Source organism: Aquabacterium sp. (genome assembly GCF_004297345.1).
Lineage (GTDB): Bacteria > Pseudomonadota > Gammaproteobacteria > Burkholderiales > Burkholderiaceae_C > Aquabacterium.
Window position 1 is genome coordinate 1 of sequence record NZ_SCTN01000218.1, and the last position, 17,596, is coordinate 17,596.

Annotated in this window: 14 protein-coding genes and 5 tRNA genes; 6 read left to right on the top strand and 13 right to left on the bottom strand. The window is 61.0% G+C overall.

Annotated features, from left to right (window positions below; genetic code table 11):
- Nucleotides 1–63 precede the first annotated feature (63 nt).
- Nucleotides 64–792, top strand: coding sequence for a glutathione S-transferase family protein (locus EPO09_RS07865; RefSeq protein ID WP_290641886.1), 729 nt, complete (start codon nt 64–66; stop codon nt 790–792).
- Nucleotides 793–806: 14 nt separating this feature from the next.
- Here the strand turns inward: EPO09_RS07865 and EPO09_RS07870 are convergent, their stop codons facing one another.
- Together EPO09_RS07870 and EPO09_RS07875 are read right to left on the bottom strand one after the other, a co-directional pair.
- Nucleotides 807–2,132, bottom strand: coding sequence for a type II toxin-antitoxin system HipA family toxin (locus EPO09_RS07870; protein ID WP_290641888.1), 1,326 nt, complete (start codon nt 2,130–2,132; stop codon nt 807–809).
- 6 nt (nt 2,133–2,138) lie between these two features.
- On the bottom strand, nt 2,139–2,459 hold the full coding sequence (locus EPO09_RS07875; protein WP_290641890.1) for a helix-turn-helix domain-containing protein: 321 nt from the start codon (nt 2,457–2,459) through the stop codon (nt 2,139–2,141).
- Between the two features lie 276 nt (nt 2,460–2,735).
- Here EPO09_RS07875 and EPO09_RS07880 point away from each other — a divergent pair, with 276 nt between their 5' ends.
- Genes EPO09_RS07880 through EPO09_RS07890 form a run of 3 tightly spaced genes read left to right on the top strand, consistent with a single transcriptional unit; the run spans nt 2,736 to nt 5,290 of the window.
- Nucleotides 2,736–3,338 (top strand): hypothetical protein, encoded by a 603-nt coding sequence (locus EPO09_RS07880; RefSeq protein ID WP_290641892.1) that lies wholly within the window; start codon nt 2,736–2,738, stop codon nt 3,336–3,338.
- Between the two features lie 47 nt (nt 3,339–3,385).
- Nucleotides 3,386–4,486: a DUF4034 domain-containing protein gene (locus tag EPO09_RS07885; protein ID WP_290641894.1), complete on the top strand. Its 1,101-nt coding sequence runs from the start codon at nt 3,386–3,388 to the stop codon at nt 4,484–4,486.
- Between the two features lie 6 nt (nt 4,487–4,492).
- The gene (locus EPO09_RS07890; protein WP_290641896.1) at nt 4,493–5,290 is read left to right on the top strand and encodes a DUF2059 domain-containing protein; all 798 of its coding nucleotides are present in this window, start codon (nt 4,493–4,495) and stop codon (nt 5,288–5,290) included.
- A 249-nt stretch (nt 5,291–5,539) separates the two neighbouring features.
- Here the strand turns inward: EPO09_RS07890 and EPO09_RS07895 are convergent, their stop codons facing one another.
- From EPO09_RS07895 to EPO09_RS07935, 9 genes are all read right to left on the bottom strand, one after another.
- Nucleotides 5,540–6,376 (bottom strand): DUF5672 family protein, encoded by an 837-nt coding sequence (locus EPO09_RS07895; protein WP_290641898.1) that lies wholly within the window; start codon nt 6,374–6,376, stop codon nt 5,540–5,542.
- Entirely contained in the window at nt 6,373–7,461 is a 1,089-nt protein-coding gene (locus EPO09_RS07900; protein ID WP_290641900.1) for a hypothetical protein, read from the bottom strand. Before EPO09_RS07900 ends, EPO09_RS07895 begins: the two co-directional genes overlap by 4 nt.
- A gap of 18 nt (nt 7,462–7,479) precedes the next feature.
- The gene (locus EPO09_RS07905; RefSeq protein WP_290641902.1) at nt 7,480–9,423 is read right to left on the bottom strand and encodes a glycosyltransferase family 41 protein; all 1,944 of its coding nucleotides are present in this window, start codon (nt 9,421–9,423) and stop codon (nt 7,480–7,482) included.
- 189 nt (nt 9,424–9,612) lie between these two features.
- Entirely contained in the window at nt 9,613–11,025 is a 1,413-nt protein-coding gene (locus EPO09_RS07910; RefSeq protein WP_290641904.1) for a TolC family protein, read from the bottom strand.
- Nucleotides 11,026–11,028: 3 nt separating this feature from the next.
- On the bottom strand, nt 11,029–12,270 hold the full coding sequence (locus EPO09_RS07915; protein WP_290641906.1) for an HlyD family type I secretion periplasmic adaptor subunit: 1,242 nt from the start codon (nt 12,268–12,270) through the stop codon (nt 11,029–11,031).
- Between the two features lie 5 nt (nt 12,271–12,275).
- Nucleotides 12,276–14,579 carry a type I secretion system permease/ATPase gene (locus EPO09_RS07920; RefSeq protein WP_290641908.1) on the bottom strand — a complete coding sequence of 768 codons (2,304 nt, stop codon included), beginning with the start codon at nt 14,577–14,579 and terminating at the stop codon, nt 12,276–12,278.
- Nucleotides 14,580–14,816: 237 nt separating this feature from the next.
- Nucleotides 14,817–14,890 (bottom strand) — tRNA-Cys (locus tag EPO09_RS07925).
- 65 nt (nt 14,891–14,955) lie between these two features.
- Nucleotides 14,956–15,031 (bottom strand) — tRNA-Gly (locus EPO09_RS07930).
- A gap of 153 nt (nt 15,032–15,184) precedes the next feature.
- A tRNA-Leu gene (locus tag EPO09_RS07935) sits at nt 15,185–15,271 on the bottom strand.
- A 150-nt stretch (nt 15,272–15,421) separates the two neighbouring features.
- On the opposite strand from EPO09_RS07935, the gene EPO09_RS07940 reads away from it, so the two are divergent.
- Both EPO09_RS07940 and EPO09_RS07945 read left to right on the top strand, forming a co-directional pair.
- On the top strand, nt 15,422–15,811 hold the full coding sequence (locus EPO09_RS07940; protein WP_290641910.1) for a FlxA-like family protein: 390 nt from the start codon (nt 15,422–15,424) through the stop codon (nt 15,809–15,811).
- A 112-nt stretch (nt 15,812–15,923) separates the two neighbouring features.
- Nucleotides 15,924–17,261 (top strand): D-amino acid dehydrogenase, encoded by a 1,338-nt coding sequence (locus EPO09_RS07945; protein WP_290641912.1) that lies wholly within the window; start codon nt 15,924–15,926, stop codon nt 17,259–17,261.
- 62 nt (nt 17,262–17,323) lie between these two features.
- Here EPO09_RS07945 and EPO09_RS07950 read toward each other — a convergent pair.
- Both EPO09_RS07950 and EPO09_RS07955 read right to left on the bottom strand, forming a co-directional pair.
- Nucleotides 17,324–17,397, bottom strand: a tRNA-Cys gene (locus tag EPO09_RS07950).
- A 121-nt stretch (nt 17,398–17,518) separates the two neighbouring features.
- A tRNA-Gly gene (locus EPO09_RS07955) sits at nt 17,519–17,594 on the bottom strand.
- Nucleotides 17,595–17,596: the final 2 nt, after the last annotated feature.

Below are 17,596 nucleotides of genomic sequence, written 5' to 3' on the forward strand. Positions count from 1 at the left end.
CTCGACCTGCGCCCCGGCCTTTGCCCCGCCTGACTACAACACCTCCGCCCCCTCAAGCGCCCCATGACCACGCCCCCTCGCCCCACAGCCGTCCAACCCAGCCCCATCGTGCTGCACCAGTGGGAGGCCTCACCCTTTTGCCGCAAGGTGGCCCACATGCTCAAGTTCAAAGGCCTGCCCTACGAGGTGGTGAACTACAACGGGCTGCGCGGCATCATGGCCCTGCGCCTGAGCCAGGTGGGCAAACTGCCCGTGCTGGATGTCAAAGGGCAGCGCATTCAAGACAGCACCCGCATCGCGCGCTTTCTGGATGAACACTACCCTGGCACCCCGGCGCTCTACCCCGCCGACCCGCGCAGCCGTGCGCAAGTGGAACTGTGGGAAGACTGGGCCGACGAGGTGCTCTACTGGTTTGAAGGCTACTTCCGCCTCAACGATCCGCAAGCGCTCGCGCAGTTCATCACCCTGATGTGTGCAGGCCGCCCGAAGTGGGAACAAGCACCGCTCAAGCTCCTGCTCAAGGTGGCCGGAGGCATGAGCATCAAGGCCCAGGGCCTGGGCCGCATGAGCGCCGAGAACGTGAAAGCCGAGTTACTGCGCCACCTCGATCGCATCGACACCACCCTGGCCGACACCGGCTGGCTGGTGGGCCCCACGCAGACCGTGGCCGACATGGCCGTGGGTGCCCAACTGCTGGAAGTGGTACGCACCAGTCCCTTGCGCGACGAGATTCTGCGCAGGCCCCATATGGCGCGCTGGATCGCGGCTTTGCGGCCGCAGCATAGCTTGTAGGCCAGGTATCGCGCTCAGCCTTGCAGCCCCGTGCGATGCATGCCGCTCACGCGCTTGATGTCATCTTCAGACACGCGGTATTGCCGCGCCAAGGCAGGCCACGCTGAAAACGCATCGATCGTTTCCTTCAAGATGACTGCTGGCTGGCGGATGTCGAACTTGTCGCCGATCTCGATCAGCTCCTGGCCCATGAAGTTGTCGCCCTTGCCTGCAATCAGCATCTGGTGCATGCGCGTGTAGTTGCTGCCGGCGGCAAAGGTCAGGTCATAGGCGGGGGCCAGCTCCCAGCCGGATGTGGCATCACGCATCAGGAAGCCGAAGTTCTTGACGTGATCGTCCTGATTGCGGCCCACCACATTGAACAGCATGCGCCGATACGCTTGCTCCAGCGCGGGGTAGCCCAGCTTCAACGCCATGATCAGGCGAAACCACGCCTCGTAGCTGTAAGACTGCGGGCGGTTGTAATCCACATGGGTCATGCCTGCCAGGCTGTGCATGTGGTACTTCTCGGCGCCACGGCGGTCAAAGCGGCGCGTCATGAAGTGGAACATCCCGGTGTCTTCATCCTCCAGGAAGTCCACATCGGCCATCTCGATCTTCAACTGCCGGGCCAGCAACGCATAGGTGTACTCGATGCGGTTGAAGGGCTTGGCCTTGTTGTCCACCACATTGGCCGAGCCCACGCCATCGAACTTGATGAGCCAGGCCTCCTCGCCCTCGCGGGCCCGCGCAAAACCTGAACGCACCCGCTTCTTGCCCTGGTCCCACAGGATCAGCGCCTTGGCTCTGGCACCACCGGCCGAGCCTCCCACACGCATGATCTCCTGCACGGCCTCGCCCGCATCGCCTTCGATCAGCCTGCGAGCCGATTCAACCAGCGCCCTCACCTCCAGCGCCTGCTCGTCTTCCGGTGTCTTGCGCTGCAGATGGGGCGTGTACTCCAGCGCCCCCATGGGGCGGTTACCCACATACAGCAGGCGCTGAACGGGGCTGAGCGCCTTGTCTGGCTGGCCCTGCGCCTCGAAATAGCTGCGGATGATGAGGTTGCCGAAGGTGTCTGGCAGCGAATCAGCCAGCACGCCGGGCAGCCCCATGAAGGCATCCATGGCGCGCAGTTCCGGGAACTCGAAGGTGCGCGACTCTAGTGGCAGAAAGCGGGGCGATATCGACACGCCTGCGGCGAGGTAGCCTGGCGCATACGAAAAGCCGATCCGCCCGCTTCGGTACTCGGTGATCGTGCCGATCTGCTGCCCCCACAGGTGCACATGCGCCTGGGCGACAAGGTCCAGCGCGGCCCGAGGCTTGCGTGGCTGGCGGGGTGGCTTGCTGCTGGCTTCCATATCGACTCAAGCCTCCTTGCTTGAGGCTGCCGGCTTGGCACCAAGCTTGTTTTTGTTGCTGCGCACACCACCGGCGCGCTGCCTCACCTGCCCACGCTGAGAAAACGCCTCGCTGCCTGGCAAGGTGTCAGGCAGCACGGCATCCAGCAGGCCCAGCAGGTTCAGGTAGCGCAGCAGCTTGATCAGCGAGCTCAGCCGCACATCGCCCCCGTTTTCAATCTCGAGGATGGTCTTGCGGTTGATGCCCACGGCCTCGGCCACGGCATCCACCGAGACGTTGCGATCCAGGCGCCTGGCACGCAGACGGGCGCCGATCTCAATCAGCACCTCATCATTTGTCAAATAATCCCCAATGACGGACATTGATGCACCCCAAAGCTGTATACACCCACTATAGAGGACTTAAAGCATTAATGAAAACATCATCCATATTGATGGACAAAATAAGCAACAAATAACAATTTAGTCCTCTATAACGGCCGCCATGAAGCGCCACATGTAGATGTGAACTCATGCATCTGGGTCAGTGACGTGTCGAGCCGCCAACAATGTCGACATGTTTCAGGCCGGCTTAGGGACAGCTTCCACACCCCACCTATATCCTTGCTCAAACCGATCGAGCCTGACTGCCACATCGGCCAACTCGATCCCAACCAGGAATCTACCGCCTCCAACATGAAGCAACTCGCCACCATCCTCGCCATATCTGCTGCAACCTGCCTGTCCGGCTGCGCCACCAAGCCTTTCAGCCCCTTCCCTGAGAACTACGCAGGCACCTCTGCCACACTGTCGGACTCCTTCAACATCAGGGGCATCTCTGAGGTCGAGTTCTTCTACGCCGAGCAATACGAAGGCAACAGTTGGGAAAATGCTCGATTCAAGTCCCTGGCAGTGAACCATGGGCGCGGCATCTACATGTCACCCGTGACTGTGTCTCGCGGCATCCCGGCCAGCAAGCCCACCAAGCTCCTGATCGTGGCACGCACACAGTACGCCGCCCCGATACTGGACCTGACCAACGCCGTCTACCAGGTCAAGGGCACCATCGAGTTCACGCCTGAAACCGGCAAGCAATACGTCGTGACCGGCCAACTTGGCGGGCCACGCGCTGCGGTATGGGTGGAAGAAAAAGACACCCATCAGGTGGTTGGGCAGAAGATAGAAGTGGACGGCGAAGCAGCCAAGCTTGGCTTCTTTGACAAGTAAGCGCCCAAAACAAGTCAGCCCAAATCATTCAACACAAATAGATCAGCATGAAAAACATGGGGAAATATATATACGCTGCGATCGTGGCCATGATTTTATTCGTGCCGATTGCAGACGCCACCGCACGGAAATACATGGGCCCGACGGACATGACCAACTGGTTCAAAGGCCCAACGTGCATGGAGATCGATGAGGCGGACTCCAATAACACAAAGAAGATCGATTGCAATGAGGCCGACATCAGGGTGTATGAATCCCAATGGATTGTGCCAAACGCCTTCCACAACGGCAATTTTGATCAGCTCGAAAATCTTTACTCAAACTGGCTCCGCGAAGATGCCCGGTATGCCGGCGGCACCAGCAAAACATCCCTGTTGTGCAGCACACTTGAAGACACCATGGGAGGAACCGAGATTCAGTTTTCTTTGGCGAAAATCCAGAAGTGGCAAAAACTCTACAAGGACTCGTTCCTATCGAAATACGCTGAAGCGGCCTATTGGCGAGCCTCAGCCTGGAGCGCCCGAGGCGGCGGCTACTCGCGCACCGTCACCAGGGAAGGATGGGCTCTCTTTCGTGATCGGCTGATGCGCGCTTCCAGCCTTCTGGATGCCTTGCAAGAAAAAGCGTCAGAGCACCCTGCATGGTACACACTCAAGATCGACATCATGATTGATGCCGGCGAGCCCATAGAGAACATCAAGAAGGTATATCTCAAGGGCATCAGCATTTTCCCGAAAAGCCACGCTATTTACTTCGCGATGGCACGTGCATACACCCCCCTTTATGGCGGCACCCCAAAGTCTTTCGACAAATTCGTGTCAGATACTGTTGAAAGAACAAAAAACTTTGAAGGCAACTCCTTTTATGCGCGCCTTTACTGGACAGCCGATGATGACAACAACCTGCCATTCGTCAATGAATCCAGCAAATACCCCAATTGGCCTACCCTCAAGACCGCCTATCTGGACCTGATGCAACACTACCCGGACAGCATCTGGAATAAAAACAGATTTGCTCTGGTGGCATGCCGGACCGATGACGGGCCGCTTTACAGAAAGCTTCGTACCGAAATTGAGGGGCAAATCATTGACGGCATGTTCCCGCCCGGAGAGCGGGACAAATGCGACCTCAAACACAAATGGCACTGAGGGCCAGTGCCCAGTCAAAAGCTGGCTCACTCGCCAGAATCAACATCGCCATCAATACAGGAAGGAAATTGCACCATGAAAAGACTCGCAACGGCCACGGCACTTTGCTGCACCTTACTCTCCACCTACGCAAAGCAGCCCACCGTCGAACAAGTCGAGCAATACCTCGGCGTCACCAAGACGAAGGAAGTGGTGGATGCGCAAGTTGAAGGCTTCAGCAAGCAGTACGCCACGGCGTCTTCGCCAAAGCAGATGGAGCAGATCAACCGCTATCTGAACTCGGTGATGGGCTGGTCTGCCGTGAAAGACGAGTACATCAAACTGGTACAAGAAACCTACACGGCCGAAGAACTCCAAGCCTCGCTCAAGTTCATGCAATCTGCCATAGGGCAATCCATCGCGCGCAAGAACCTGCTGTTTTCGAATAAAACATCCACTTTGGTTGCCAAACGAGCGCAGTCATTCACCCAAAGGCCTGCAGCCAAGTCAGAACAAGCATCAGACCAGGACGAGGCCCCGGCCTCCGTGGATACTTTGGAAGTCCTTGAAGGCGAGCGCCATCAAGAATCCGAACGCACCTATTTCACGGGCAAGGTGGTCAACCGAGGAAAGACAGTCGTGCGCGGCGCACAAGTTGAGGTCAACCTGTTCTTGGGCGGCAAGTTTGTTGATCAATACAACGCCTACATCTCCGGCGCCATTCCTGCCGGTGGCGAGCGCTACTTCAAGGTTAGCTGCGGGTGCAAGGACGCGCCGCCAGCTCAGCACGACAGCTTTCGCTTCTCGGTGGTATCCACATACTGACCTCACCGGCCATCAGCAAGCGTCGTGAACGCCCCAGGCAGCTCGTCTTCTCTGCTGTTCCCGGCGAAAGCCCGTTGGCCCCTGAATAGAGTTGCTCGCGCGCACCGCGTTGCACTCGCCACCGACGGTGGTCAAGGCTCAGTGTCAGTGAGCGTTTGAGCGGGCACTGGCGCGGTGTGCTGCCTAGCCTGATGGCTTCTATCGGGATGCGCTAAAAACGAACTGCATGGCGAACGTCAATACCGCCCCTCAATGCGCCGCCACCACCCCACCCCCACTCAAAATGGGTCTCCCAGGCGGCGCAGCCGGCACCAACACCGGCGGTTGCTGTTCCAGCAGCGCCACCCAGAAGGGCTGGTTGTAGCGCCACCAGGCGTGGCCACCCATGGGCGCCCTGCCCTGGTTGATGGCCAGGTAGCGTTCGGGTTGCAGTTCGAGCGCAAACAGCGAGGCCACGCGCTCGTTGGGGATCTTGAAGCCCACCGACTGTGAGCCGATCAGCGAAAAGAAGATGTCTTCGCTGGAGCCCGAGCGCAGGAACATGTCCGTCGCCTGCGGGAACTCCTTGAGCAGTTGGATGCAGGCCGCGTTGCGGCGCAGGCTCAGGCCACCATTGCCCACGTGCACCTTCACGCGCTTGCCCAGTGGGCCGGTGAAGTTGTCGAGGTTGATCATCACCTCCAGGCCATCGGGCCAGGGGGCGCCCACATAGTCCCAGGGCTGGCTGCACCAGTGGTCCAGGTCATCGCGCAGCAAGATGGCGTCCGTCTGCAGGATCAGCATGAACTCGTGGCTGCTGGCAAAGCGCTCGTAGAACGCGGGGTTCAGCAGCAGGCGGTTGTAGCCTTTGACGGAGGCAAAGTAGCCATTGTCAAAGCGCACCACGGGCACGCCCGGGTAGTGGCGGGTGTAGTAGCCCACGTCCAGGTGCTCGGGGGCCACGAAGAACAGGTCACGCCCAGGTTTGAGGTGCTGGGTGGAATAGTCCAGCGAGAACTTTTCCAGCGGCTCCAGCTCGGCACGGTAGATGGGGATGACGATGGCGCACTGGCCATTGCTGGCATTGGTGATGTTGCTGCTGCTCATGATGCAAAACGCTCCCTCACGAATCTCATCACATCGGCCATGCGCTGGTCGCCGTGGTGGTGGTCCAGGGCGTAGCGGTGGCGGGCCACGATGCCGTCTGCACCGCCTGCGTCAAACATGGCCACGGCGCGCTCGATCAGCGGCTTGGGGTTCATGATGTCGTCGGGCGTGCTGAACACGATGTGTTCGCGGCTGATGTCCTTGATGGGCGGCAGGAACTGCATCGAGGCGGGCACCACGGGGATACCGCCCGTGCTCAGCGCGTCAAAGATGCGGATGGCCACGTCATTGAGCACAGGCGCAATCCAGTGCACCTTGTGTGAATACCATTCCTCCAGGCGCTCTTCAGGCGTGCGCACATGGAAGTTGCGGTCGCTGAAGCCGATCGATGGGTAATGCTGGCTCAGCGTGCTCACCACGCGGTTGCGGTAGGTGAACGGCGCATACGGGATGTGCTTGCCCAGCGGCGCGTTCGAGCGCTTGGCCGTCACGATCTTGGCAATGCTGTCAGCCAGGAACTGGCGTGACCACTGCACGGTGCCGCAGTACACGGGGCCCACGGTGGCCCAGTTGTAGCGGGTCAGCAGGTAAAGGTTCTCGTGGTGGCCGGGGGCGTACACATCGCTGTGCGCGGCCAGGAAGGTGCTCAGGTCCAGCCAGTGGTGGTTGTCCCAGTCCCAGGCGATGAAGATGGTCTTGTCGCACTGGGTGTAGAAGTCGGCGTATTCGGCTTTGGCCTGGCCCACGTCGTTGTTGTTGACGATGACGATGGCGCCTTCCAGAAACGCTCTCTTCTCGGCACGGATGGCTTCATTGGGTTCTTCGAAGAAGCCCTTTTCCAAGTACTCCACCGTGCAGCCAGGGATCTGGCAGCCAAAGCCGTTGATGTTGGCGCCCAGGATCACCCGGGTCAGGCCCTTGTCGGCAAACCAGGCTTTCAGGGCATTGGCGCGGCTGTGCTTGAGTGCAGCCAGGTGGAAGAAGCCATCGTGCTGGGCGAACTTCACCAGCTCTTGCGATTGCTGCACAGGCAGCGTGCGGTTCTCGATGGCCTGGAAGACGGCGTTGATGCTGGGTTGTGCCATGGTGCAGCCTTCCGGGGTTCAGAGTTGGTCGTGGGCTTCACCCAGTTCGGCCTTGCGCCACATCGAGACGTAGATCGCCTCCATGTTGCGGCAGAAGCGTTCGGTGTCAAACAAGGCGTGGGTGCGTTGGTTGGCAGCCAGCTTGGTACGCAGGGCTTCGCGCAGGGGGCGGTCATTGGCGAGCTTGAGGGCCAGGGCTTCGTAGCCTTCTTTCGAATCGGCCACCAGCTCGGGCATGCCGATGGCGTGCAGCAGGCTGGCCGCCACGCGAGCCGGGAAGGCACCGCCCATGAAGGTGACCACAGGCAGGCCGGCCATCAGGGCGTCGGCAGCGGTGGTGTGGGCGTTGTAGGGGTGGGTGTCCAGGAAGATGTCGGCCTGGCGGTAGCGGGCCAGGTGGTCTTCCACCATGGGCACGCGGCCGGCAAACACCAGGCGGGATGGGTCCACGCCGCGATTGGCGGCCTCGTTGCGCAGATTGGCTTGCGCAGCCTGCCCGCGCGACATCAGCCACAGCACGCTGCCGGGCACCTGTTGCAGCAGGCGCATCCACACATCGAACAGCGGGGGCGAGATCTTGTAGTCGTGGCTGAACGAGCAGAACACCAGGGCATCGTCCGGCAGGCCGCATTCGGCGCGGGTGGGCGTGCGCTCGGCGATCTTCAGGCCGGCATCGGTGGGCAGGTAGGCATCGGGCAGATAGGCCACCTTCTCGTCGTAGTAGCACTGGTGCTCGGGCGGGATCACATAGCGGTCCGCCATGATGTAGTCCATATAAGGCACGCCCATGGTGCCGGGGTAGCCCAGGTAGTTCACGTGCACGGGCGCAGGCCGGTGGGCGAACACATCGGTGCGCGAATCGGCGGTGTAGCCGGCCAGGTCCACGGCGATGTCCACCTCCATCTCGCGCATCTTCTCGGCGATCTGGCGCGAGGTCATCAGGCGGGCGTCCACGAAGTGGTCGAAGCAGTTGAGCATGCGGCTGCGCAGGCGGCTCTTGTCGTCAATGCCCAGCGAGATGGCGATGGTCTCGAAGCGGTTCTTGTCGTGGTGCTCGAAGATGCCGCACATCAGGTGGCCCACGGGGTGTTCGCGCAGGTCGGGCGACACATAGGCCAGGCGGATCTTCTTGTGGTTGTAGCGTTGGCCCGTCCACATGGCTTGCTTGGCCTGCGGGAAGCGTTGGCCAAACAAGCGCGAGCTGATCTGGTGGGCGGCCACGTCATCCGAGAAGGCCATCAGCGGCAGGGATTTGCAGGTCTTCTTGCCTTGATGGATGCCCTGCACGATGCGCTGGGCCATGCCTTCGAAGTCCGTCCAGTCGCAGGTGTGCAGGCGTTCGTAGCCCAGCAGGCCCAGGCCCCAGTCGTAGTTGGGGTTGACGGCCAGCAGGCGCTGGAACATGCCGATGGCCTCGTCCGAGCGCTTGAATTCGGTCAGGATGATGCCGCAGTTACCCAGGGCGGTTTCGTGGTCGGGCTTGATCGTCAGCACCTGCTGAAAGCGTTGCAGCGCCTCCAGATGGCGATGGCTTTCGCGCAGCAGCACGCCGCTGTTGATCAAGGCCTCGGTGTATTGGGGGTTGACGGCCACGGCCTTGTCATAGGCGGCCAGGGCCTCTTCGCGGCGGCCCAGGTTCTGCAACACGTTGGCGTAAGCCATCCACACGGGCGCAAAGCCGGGGGTGACCTGCACGCAGGGCTCCAGGATGGCCAGGGCGCGGGCATGGTCCTGGCGGTGCATCAGGATCACGGCCAGCGAATACGTGGCGATGCCATCGCAAGGATGGGCTTGCAGGTATGAAGTGAAGATCGCTTCGGCTTCAGGCAGTTGCCCGGCGTTTTGCAGCTCAATGCCGCGGATCAGGGTGGACTGATCCTGCGCGATCTGGGGCTGGGCGGGCTGCTGAGGGGGCTGAGGCTGCGTAGTTGCGGCCGCTGCGGAGGCAGCAACCTCCTTCACAAGCGTCGAAACAGCTTGCTGTGCAGGACGAAAGGAGGCGGCAAGAGCTTGATTTCCCATCACATTGGCCCGTCAAAACACGGCGATCGTCGCCGCAGAGCCAAGATTAGGGGACCGCACCCTAGGGTGCTCCCGCCAACAAAGCGTGAAAAACCCGTCAAATTGGGCTTGTCAGACCCGCAGAAGTGTTCAACGTGACACGGCTTCGGGGGTCAGCCAGGCGCTCAGCCCCGTGCCCAGGGAGCGCAACTGGGCGCTGGCAAGGTAGCCGTCATGCAGCGCATTCACGTAGGCAATGCGCAGGTTGAAGTGATCACTCTCTGACGACATCACGTCAAACAGCGAGCGGCGCCCCAGTTGGGACCACTGCTGGAAGGTGAAGTTGCGGACCTTCTCGCTGTCGCGCAGCACGTCCACATAGCGTTTGGCGCGGTCAAAGGCGCTGGTGGCCACGTCGTACATCTCGGCCGTGCGGCTGAACTTGGTGTTGAGCAAGTCCTGCAGTTGCTGGCGGCTGGCCTCGGCGCGCTTGGCGGCGGCCTTGGAGGTGGCCTCATCCGAGAAACCGTTGAAGATGCTGTAGCTCACGGTCACGCCGGCGTGCCAGGAAGACGTGCTGCTGGTACCCTGCTGCCCTTGCGTCTTGCCCAGGCTCCAGTTGAACTGGGGCCCCTGCCCGGCCACCACGGCCTTGGCGTAACTGTCTTGCGCATCGGCCTGGGCGCGCAGTTGCTGCGCGTCATTGCCGTATTCGATCTGGCGGTTGATCTCACCGATCTCGGGCACATTGGCCAGCGGGATGGTGATGCCGTCACCCGGGGGCACCTGCTCGCCAATCAGCTTGCGCAGCTTGATCTCGCTCTGGCGGCTCTGGGCCAGGGCCTGGTCGCGCTGCAGCTCGGTTTGTGCCTGCGTCTTGCGGGCCTGCACGAGTTCGCTCATGCGGCCTTTGTCCTCGTTGACGATGCCCTCCAGGGCCTCGACCAGGCAGCTCATCTTGCGCATGTACTGCTGGTAGACCTGGGCCTGCAGGCGGTAGCGGTTGCGCTCCAGCGCGGCACTCACGGCCTCCAGCACGACTTGTTCGGTGGTCACGGCGGCGCCAAACTTGGCAGCGCCAGCCAGTTGCGCGCGCCAGTCTGTCAAGCGGCTGAGGCGACCGTTATCCCACAGAGGTGCAGACACGTTCAGCCCCACGTTGGACTGGTTGCCCTTGGTCACGGTGGTGCTGTCAACAGAACTGCCTCCGTTGCCCAGCACGCCACTCACGGACACCTGCGGCCAGCGCCCGGCCTTGGTCTCAGTCACATCCAGCTCGGCGGCCTCAGCCAACAGGCGAGCGGCGCCCACAGAGGCACTGCGACGCTCGGCTTCACGGGCGATCAATTGCAACTGGCTGATGGGATCGGTGGGCCCCGCCTCGGGCTCAGCCTTGGCTGTAGCACCCTTGGCACCGCCCTTGATATAGGCCGCCTTGTCCGCCTTGGGCTCGCCGGACAGATCATCCGCACAGCGCGCCCATGCGCCCACCATGCCAGCTTGAGCCGCCAACACGGCCACACAGACAGCAGACTTCAAAAATGGGAATGTGGTGGTCTTCATGGCTTAGCGCTCTGTGAAAGCTTCCTGGGACTTGACCAGCGGCTGCAGCAAGTACTGCAGGACGGTCCTCTCGCCGGTCATCACCTCGACCGTGGCGTTCATGCCGGGCATCACCGCCAGCGGCTTCTTACCTTGGTGCAGGGTCGACACATCCGAGCGAATCGTGGCCCGGTAGTACGTGGCATCGCGGGCACCGGTCTTGGCGTCATCACCAAGGGCATCGGGGCTGATGTAATCGATCGTGCCCTTCAGGCCACCGTACATGAAGTAGTCGTAAGCGCTGAGCTTGACCGTCACGGGCAAGCCCACATGCACAAAGCCGATGTCTGCCGGCTTGATACGCGCCTCGATCATCACCCGAGAGCCAAGCGGCAGGATTTCCATGATGGCCGCGCCAGCCGGCACCACGCCGCCCACGGTGGCAATGCGGATGTTCTTGACCAAGCCCTTGACGGGCGACTTCAGCGTCGTGCGCGTCAGCAAATCCTGCTTGACCACCATCTGCTCTTCCAGCTGCGCCAGCTCGGAGCGAACCTTGACCAACTCGCCACTGGCGTCCTGCCTGAAGCGGTTCACGCGCTCCTGGATCTGCAAGGTCAGGTCATTGACCTGTCGCTGCGAGCGCATCACTTCCACTTCCGACATCAAACCCTTGGCCGACATGCGCTCGGCCATCGCCAGCTCGCGCCTGAGCAGCGCCAAGCTGCGCCGCGTCACGCCCACGGCCTCTTCCAGCGCCAAGCGCCGTGCTTCGTACGATTCGGTCTCGTCATGCACGATCTGCGGCAAGGCCCGCACCTCTTTTGGAAAGAGCAGCGGCTTACCGGTCGATTCAGCCAGCAAACGCGCCAGCGTGCCCGTCAAGGCCAGGCGCTTGGCCTCACCTTCGTTCTGGCTGGCCTCGGCACGTGTCGGGTCGATCTGCAAGAGATCCTGACCCTTCTCGACCGTCATCCCTTCGCGCACCAGCATATTGCGCAAGATGCCGCCCTCCAGGCTCGCAATGACCTGCTCGCGGCCATCCGACACCACCTTGCCCTCGGCTTTGGTGATCTGCTCGACACGCGCCATGAAGGCCCATGTGATCGCCACGATCACCACAGTCAGCATCAGATAGATCGACCACACGGCCTGAGGCGTTGCCTCGACCAGTTCGGCCTGCTTGATGCCAGACAGGAACGCTTCGTCGCCGGGGTAAGCCACCCCGTCTGCCGATTTTTTGGATAAGCGCAATGACAGTGCCATGCTCGTCAACCTGCTGCAGCCAACTCACGCTGCGGTTGGGGTACAGCAGCTTGAGGCACTTGTTGTTGAGCCGGCACCGGCTGCACATGCCCCGGGCGTTGGCCCGCCAGCATCGCCAGCACCTTGGCCTTGGGGCCATCGGCCAGGATCTTGCCGCTGTCGACCACGATGATGCGGTCCACCACATCGAGCAAAGCCGGGCGGTGCGTTACCACGATCAGCGTTTGCCCATGCACCGCAGAACGCAAATGATTGATGAAGCTGGCTTCAGACTGCGCATCCATTGAACTGGTCGGCTCGTCCATCAGCAGCACCTGGGATTTGGTCACCAGGCAGCGCGCCAATGCCACCAACTGGCGCTGGCCACCAGACAGCAGCGAACCCATTTCACCCACAGGCAGGTCATAGCCCATCGGATGCGCAGCAGCCAGCTTGTCCAGCCCGGTCTGGCGCGCCACCTCCAGGAAGTGGCCCACGTCGGCATTGGGTCGGCCCAGCAGCACGTTCTCTTTCAGGGTGCCGTAGAACAGACGAGGCTCTTGCGACACGAAACCGACGTGCGTGCGGAAGTCCACCGGATCGATCTGGCGCAAGTCAATGCCATCGACCTCCACGAAGCCGTCGGTGGGCTGATACAGCCCCGCCAGCAAGCGCAGGATGGTGGACTTGCCGCTGCCGATCTTGCCCAGAATGGCGATACGTTCACCGGGCTGGATCTGCATGTTGATGCCCTTGAGCACCGTGGGCGCATGATCGTGCTTGCCCTTCGGATACGCAAACATCACCTCATGCAGGCCCAACTGGCCCTTGAGGTTCTTGCGCGTGAGGTACTGCTTGCCTGGCACACGCTCAGTTGGCATGGCCATCAAATCATTGAGGATCAGCAAGGCCGCCTTCGCGCCTTGGTAGCGGCTGGCCAGCGACACCAGCGATGTCAACGGTGCCACAGCACGGCCGGCAAACATCACCGCACCAATCAATGAACCACCAGAGACCTGCCCGTCCTTGATCAGCACCACGCCCCACATCAGCATCGCCACAGTCACCAATGGCTGCACCACGGCAGAGAAGTTGTTGACCAGGCTGGCAATCGCTCGCGAACGCAGTGAAGACGCCGCCGCCGCCGCATTGGCCGCTTCATAACGCTTGGAGAAATAGCCCGCCGCACCCGCTGCACGCACGTCCTCCAGGCCTTCCATGGCCTCGACCAGCACACCTTGCAAGTCAGCGTGTTGCGCCATATTGGCCCGCATGGAGCGGCGCAGCACGCGCTGGATGCCGATGGACAGGCCCAGCACCGTCGGGATCGCAATCAGCAGCACGAACACCAGCGGCCCGGCGATCACGTAGGTCATCAACACAAACAGGAAGATGAATGGCAAGTCCGTCAGCACCGACGCGCTGGCCGATGTCGAGAACTCGCGCACCACCTCGATCTGCGACAGCCTGTGTGCAAACGAGCCCGCCGAATCCGGTCGATGCTCCAGGCGAATATTCAAAGCCTGGTTGAACAACATATTGCCCATGATCAGATCGGCCTTCTTGCCGGCCGTATCGATCAGGTAGCTGCGCAACTGGCGCGCCACCAGGTCAAAGAAGATGCCGACCAAGGTGCCGATACCCAGCGACCACATCGTCACCATGGCGTCATGCGGGATCACCTTGTCGTACACGATGGACGTGAAGAAGCCCGTGACCAGCATGAGCAGGTTGCTCAGCAGCGCAGCCAGCATGGCCGAGCGGTAATACGGAACGTAGCGCTTGAGCGTGGACCACAACCAGTGTGAAGGCGACAACTGCTGCGCTTCGCGGTCACCGTGCACAGCGCCCGGCTTGAGCGCAGCCAGCAAGGTGTAGCCCGAATATTCGGGCAGCAGTTCTTCTTCCGTGGCGGTACAGACCTCGTTGCCCGACCCCGGCATCACCACTTCATACCGTGTGCCCCCTGCCCGCTTGGAGCGCGATCCCAGGCGCTTGGTCAGGATCACCGCGTCGCCATTCTTGAGCAGCATCACCACCGGCATCAGCAAGCCCAGAATCTTGCTGGGCGGACGCTTGACCAGCGTCGCGCTGAACCCAATCTGCTTGAGCACCTGCACAGCCTGCGGCGGCGACATCCCGGCCTCGTCCACCTGCAAACCATCCAGCAAGGAGGCGTGGCTGCGATCGATGCCATGGTGATGGCACAACCAGACCACAGCTTCCAGCAGCGGATCAGCAGACAAGGCTGCGCCCTCACCTGCGGCAAATGCCTGCTCAGGTGCACCAATCGGTTCTTCGATCAGATCGGGCTCGGAGGTGGGGTCCACCAGATAGCTCCCAGGTCAACAACAACGGGCGCACAGCCTTTTCGGGGCGTGTACCTGGGATGCTAGGTGGGGCGAGGTGAAGTCTTAAGCGGCAATAGAGGCGTCTTCGCCGCGCATTTCCGCGCCCCTGTCACGGCGGCGCCAAGGCGTGATCAATGTGAAGAAGACAGCCAGAGTCGGCCAAACGAAGCAAGTCGCTCAGCAGCCTGAATCAAGCAGAAAAATGGGACGGGGGGGTGGAGGCGCGGCCCGGAGTCGAACCGGGCTCAACGGATTTGCAATCCGACGCATAACCGCTTTGCTACCGCGCCTCAAAAACCAACTTCCAGCGAAGAGCTGGAAAAAAGGGAAGCACACTGGCTTCCCTTTTCAAATTTGGAGCGGGATAAGAGACTCGAACTCTCGACCTATACCTTGGCAAGGTATCGCTCTACCAACTGAGCTAATCCCGCATATTGCCATCACTGACAACCTCGCTTGACTTGCGTCTTGATCGTTTTGCTTTTTCTGCGTCGCGATCAGCGAAGACCTCAAATATACATCGATTTTGATGTTTTGCGCAAGGTGTCGCAAATTTTCATCAAGATTTTTGTATTTCCTTCTTGTGGTGCGCGGGACGGGAATCGAACCCGTACACCCTTACGGATACGAGATTTTAAGTCTCGGGCGTCTACCTATTCCGCCACCCGCGCACGAAGGATCGCCATTGTACCTGCGGCGTCTGACTGCACAGCCTCGTCCCATGTACACGAAATCACAAAGCAATGAAGCTGTGTAAAGACCTTTCAACGTCCCCTCCTCCACGACGATATACAAGGTGTCGCCCCACCAAGGGAATTGCCATGAGCAACATCACCGTCACCAGCGTTTCCAGCAACAGCGCCAGCACCGACACCTCCAGCATCCGAAGCCAGATTGCGACATTGCAGAAAAAGCTGACAGCACTCCAGAAGCAGTTGGTGGAGGCGCAAAAATCCACCGACGCCAAAGCAGCCAAGGCACAACAAAGTGCCCTGTCGCAGCAAATTGCCCAGGTGGAGGCTCAGATCGCGCAATTGCAGCAACAGCAAACACTTCAAAAGGCGCAAGGCAAAAGCGCCTCGGGTGAGCAGCAAAGCCAGACATCGCCAAACAGCCGCCAGGCCCAAGCGGAAGCCCGCGACAAAAAGGCCAAAGCCAAAGCCCTGGCAGACGGCGCCCAGCAAGGCACCAACGTGGACACCTACGCCTGACGAGCGGTCCGGCACTACTGCACGCGCGCCAGCCTGCACAAAGCCCCATCCCTCTTCCCATCCATGCGGGCTTGCCTAGAATGGGTCACAAGAGACCAGCGGGAGCCACACCATGCGTGTACTCGTCCTCGGAAGCGGTGTGATCGGCGTCACCAGCGCCTACTGCCTGGCGCGTGCCGGCGCCAAAGTCACCGTGATCGACCGACAGCCTGGCCCCGCCCTGGAAACCAGCTTCGCCAACGCCGGGCAGATCTCTCCAGGCTACGCCTCACCTTGGGCCTCACCCGGCCTGCCACTCAAAGCACTTCATTGGCTCTGCCAGACACACTCACCTCTGGCCATCAGACCTGACGGCAGCTTGTGGCAATGGCAATGGGTGGCACGCATGCTGCGCGAATGCTCGCCCGAGCGCTACGCCACCAACAAGGAGCGCATGGTACGTGTGGCCGAATACAGCCGGGACTGCCTGCGCCACTGGCGGACCGAGTTGGGGCTGCAATACGAGGGCCGTGCGCTGGGCACCTTGCAGATCTTCCGAACCCAGGCGCAACTGCACAGCGCCCACAAGGACACCGCCGTGCTGGACCGATGCTGCGTGCCCTACAAGCTGATGACGCCCGATGACTGCGTGCAGCAGGAACCCGCCCTGGCCGCCCGCCAAGGCCTGCTGACCGGCGGACTGTACTTGCCAGGCGATGAAACCGGCGATTGCCACCTCTTTACCCAGGTGATGGCCGACAAGGCTCGCGACCTGGGCGTGCAGTTTCATTCAAACGTGCGGATAGAGCAGTTGCTGCATGACGGCCAACGCATCACAGGCGTGCGCCTGCTGACGCCACAAGGCCCCGAAGTTCGTCTGGCCGATGCCTATGTCGTGGCCTTGGCCGCCTACTCACGCACGCTGCTACGTGATCTGGGGCTGGATCTGCCCGTCTACCCGGTCAAAGGTTATTCACTGACATTGCCGATCAGCCAACCCGATGCAGCGCCCCGATCTACGGTGCTGGATGAAAGTTTCAAGGTCGCCCTCACCCGATTTGATCAACGCATCCGCGTGGGTGGCATGGCCGAGCTGGCAGGATTCGATCTGAACCTGCGAACCAGCCGACGCGCCACGCTGGAGCGCGTTGTTCAAGATCTCTTCCCGGATGCGGGCCCCATCGACCAAGCTGGGTTCTGGACGGGCTTGCGCCCCATGACGCCGGACGGCACACCCATCATTGGCCGCACACGCATCGACAAGTTGTGGATCAACACGGGGCACGGCACCTTGGGCTGGACCATGGCCGCCGGCAGCGGCCAGTTGCTCGCGGACATGCTGCTAGGCCGGCCTACGGCCATTCGCAGCGATGACCTGGCACTGAACCGCTACCAACGCACTCACAACAAGGCAACAGCACCCTCGCCTGCGATTGCCCGCAAACCCTGCCATTCAACGGGAAACCGCTGAGCCGCTATCGATAGGCCAAAAAAAACCCCGCCAGCCAAGCTGGAAGGGCTTTTTGAAGAAGCTGGAGGCGCGGCCCGGAGTCGAACCGGGCTCAACGGATTTGCAATCCGACGCATAACCGCTTTGCTACCGCGCCAAAGATCATTTGCTGATCCTTCTCGTTGCCGAGGCACGCAGTATCTCTGAAAAATCAGCAACGTGCAGGGCATCAAGAAAAAAGGAAGCCGCGTATTTCTACAAGGCTTCCTTTTGCATTCTGGAGCGGGATAAGAGACTCGAACTCTCGACCTATACCTTGGCAAGGTATCGCTCTACCAACTGAGCTAATCCCGCAT

Excerpts from the sequence above, each read along its gene's own strand:
- EPO09_RS07885 (WP_290641894.1), top strand. The coding sequence starts at position 3,386 with ATGAAAAACATGGGGAAATATATATACGCTGCGATCGTGGCCATGATT.
- EPO09_RS07945 (WP_290641912.1), top strand. The coding sequence starts at position 15,924 with ATGCGTGTACTCGTCCTCGGAAGCGGTGTGATCGGCGTCACCAGCGCC.
- EPO09_RS07870 (WP_290641888.1), bottom strand. The coding sequence starts at position 2,132 with ATGGAAGCCAGCAGCAAGCCACCCCGCCAGCCACGCAAGCCTCGGGCC.
- EPO09_RS07940 (WP_290641910.1), top strand. The coding sequence starts at position 15,422 with ATGAGCAACATCACCGTCACCAGCGTTTCCAGCAACAGCGCCAGCACC.
- EPO09_RS07910 (WP_290641904.1), bottom strand. The coding sequence starts at position 11,025 with ATGAAGACCACCACATTCCCATTTTTGAAGTCTGCTGTCTGTGTGGCC.
- EPO09_RS07915 (WP_290641906.1), bottom strand. The coding sequence starts at position 12,270 with ATGGCACTGTCATTGCGCTTATCCAAAAAATCGGCAGACGGGGTGGCT.
- EPO09_RS07895 (WP_290641898.1), bottom strand. The coding sequence starts at position 6,376 with ATGAGCAGCAGCAACATCACCAATGCCAGCAATGGCCAGTGCGCCATC.
- EPO09_RS07865 (WP_290641886.1), top strand. The coding sequence starts at position 64 with ATGACCACGCCCCCTCGCCCCACAGCCGTCCAACCCAGCCCCATCGTG.
- EPO09_RS07900 (WP_290641900.1), bottom strand. The coding sequence starts at position 7,461 with ATGGCACAACCCAGCATCAACGCCGTCTTCCAGGCCATCGAGAACCGC.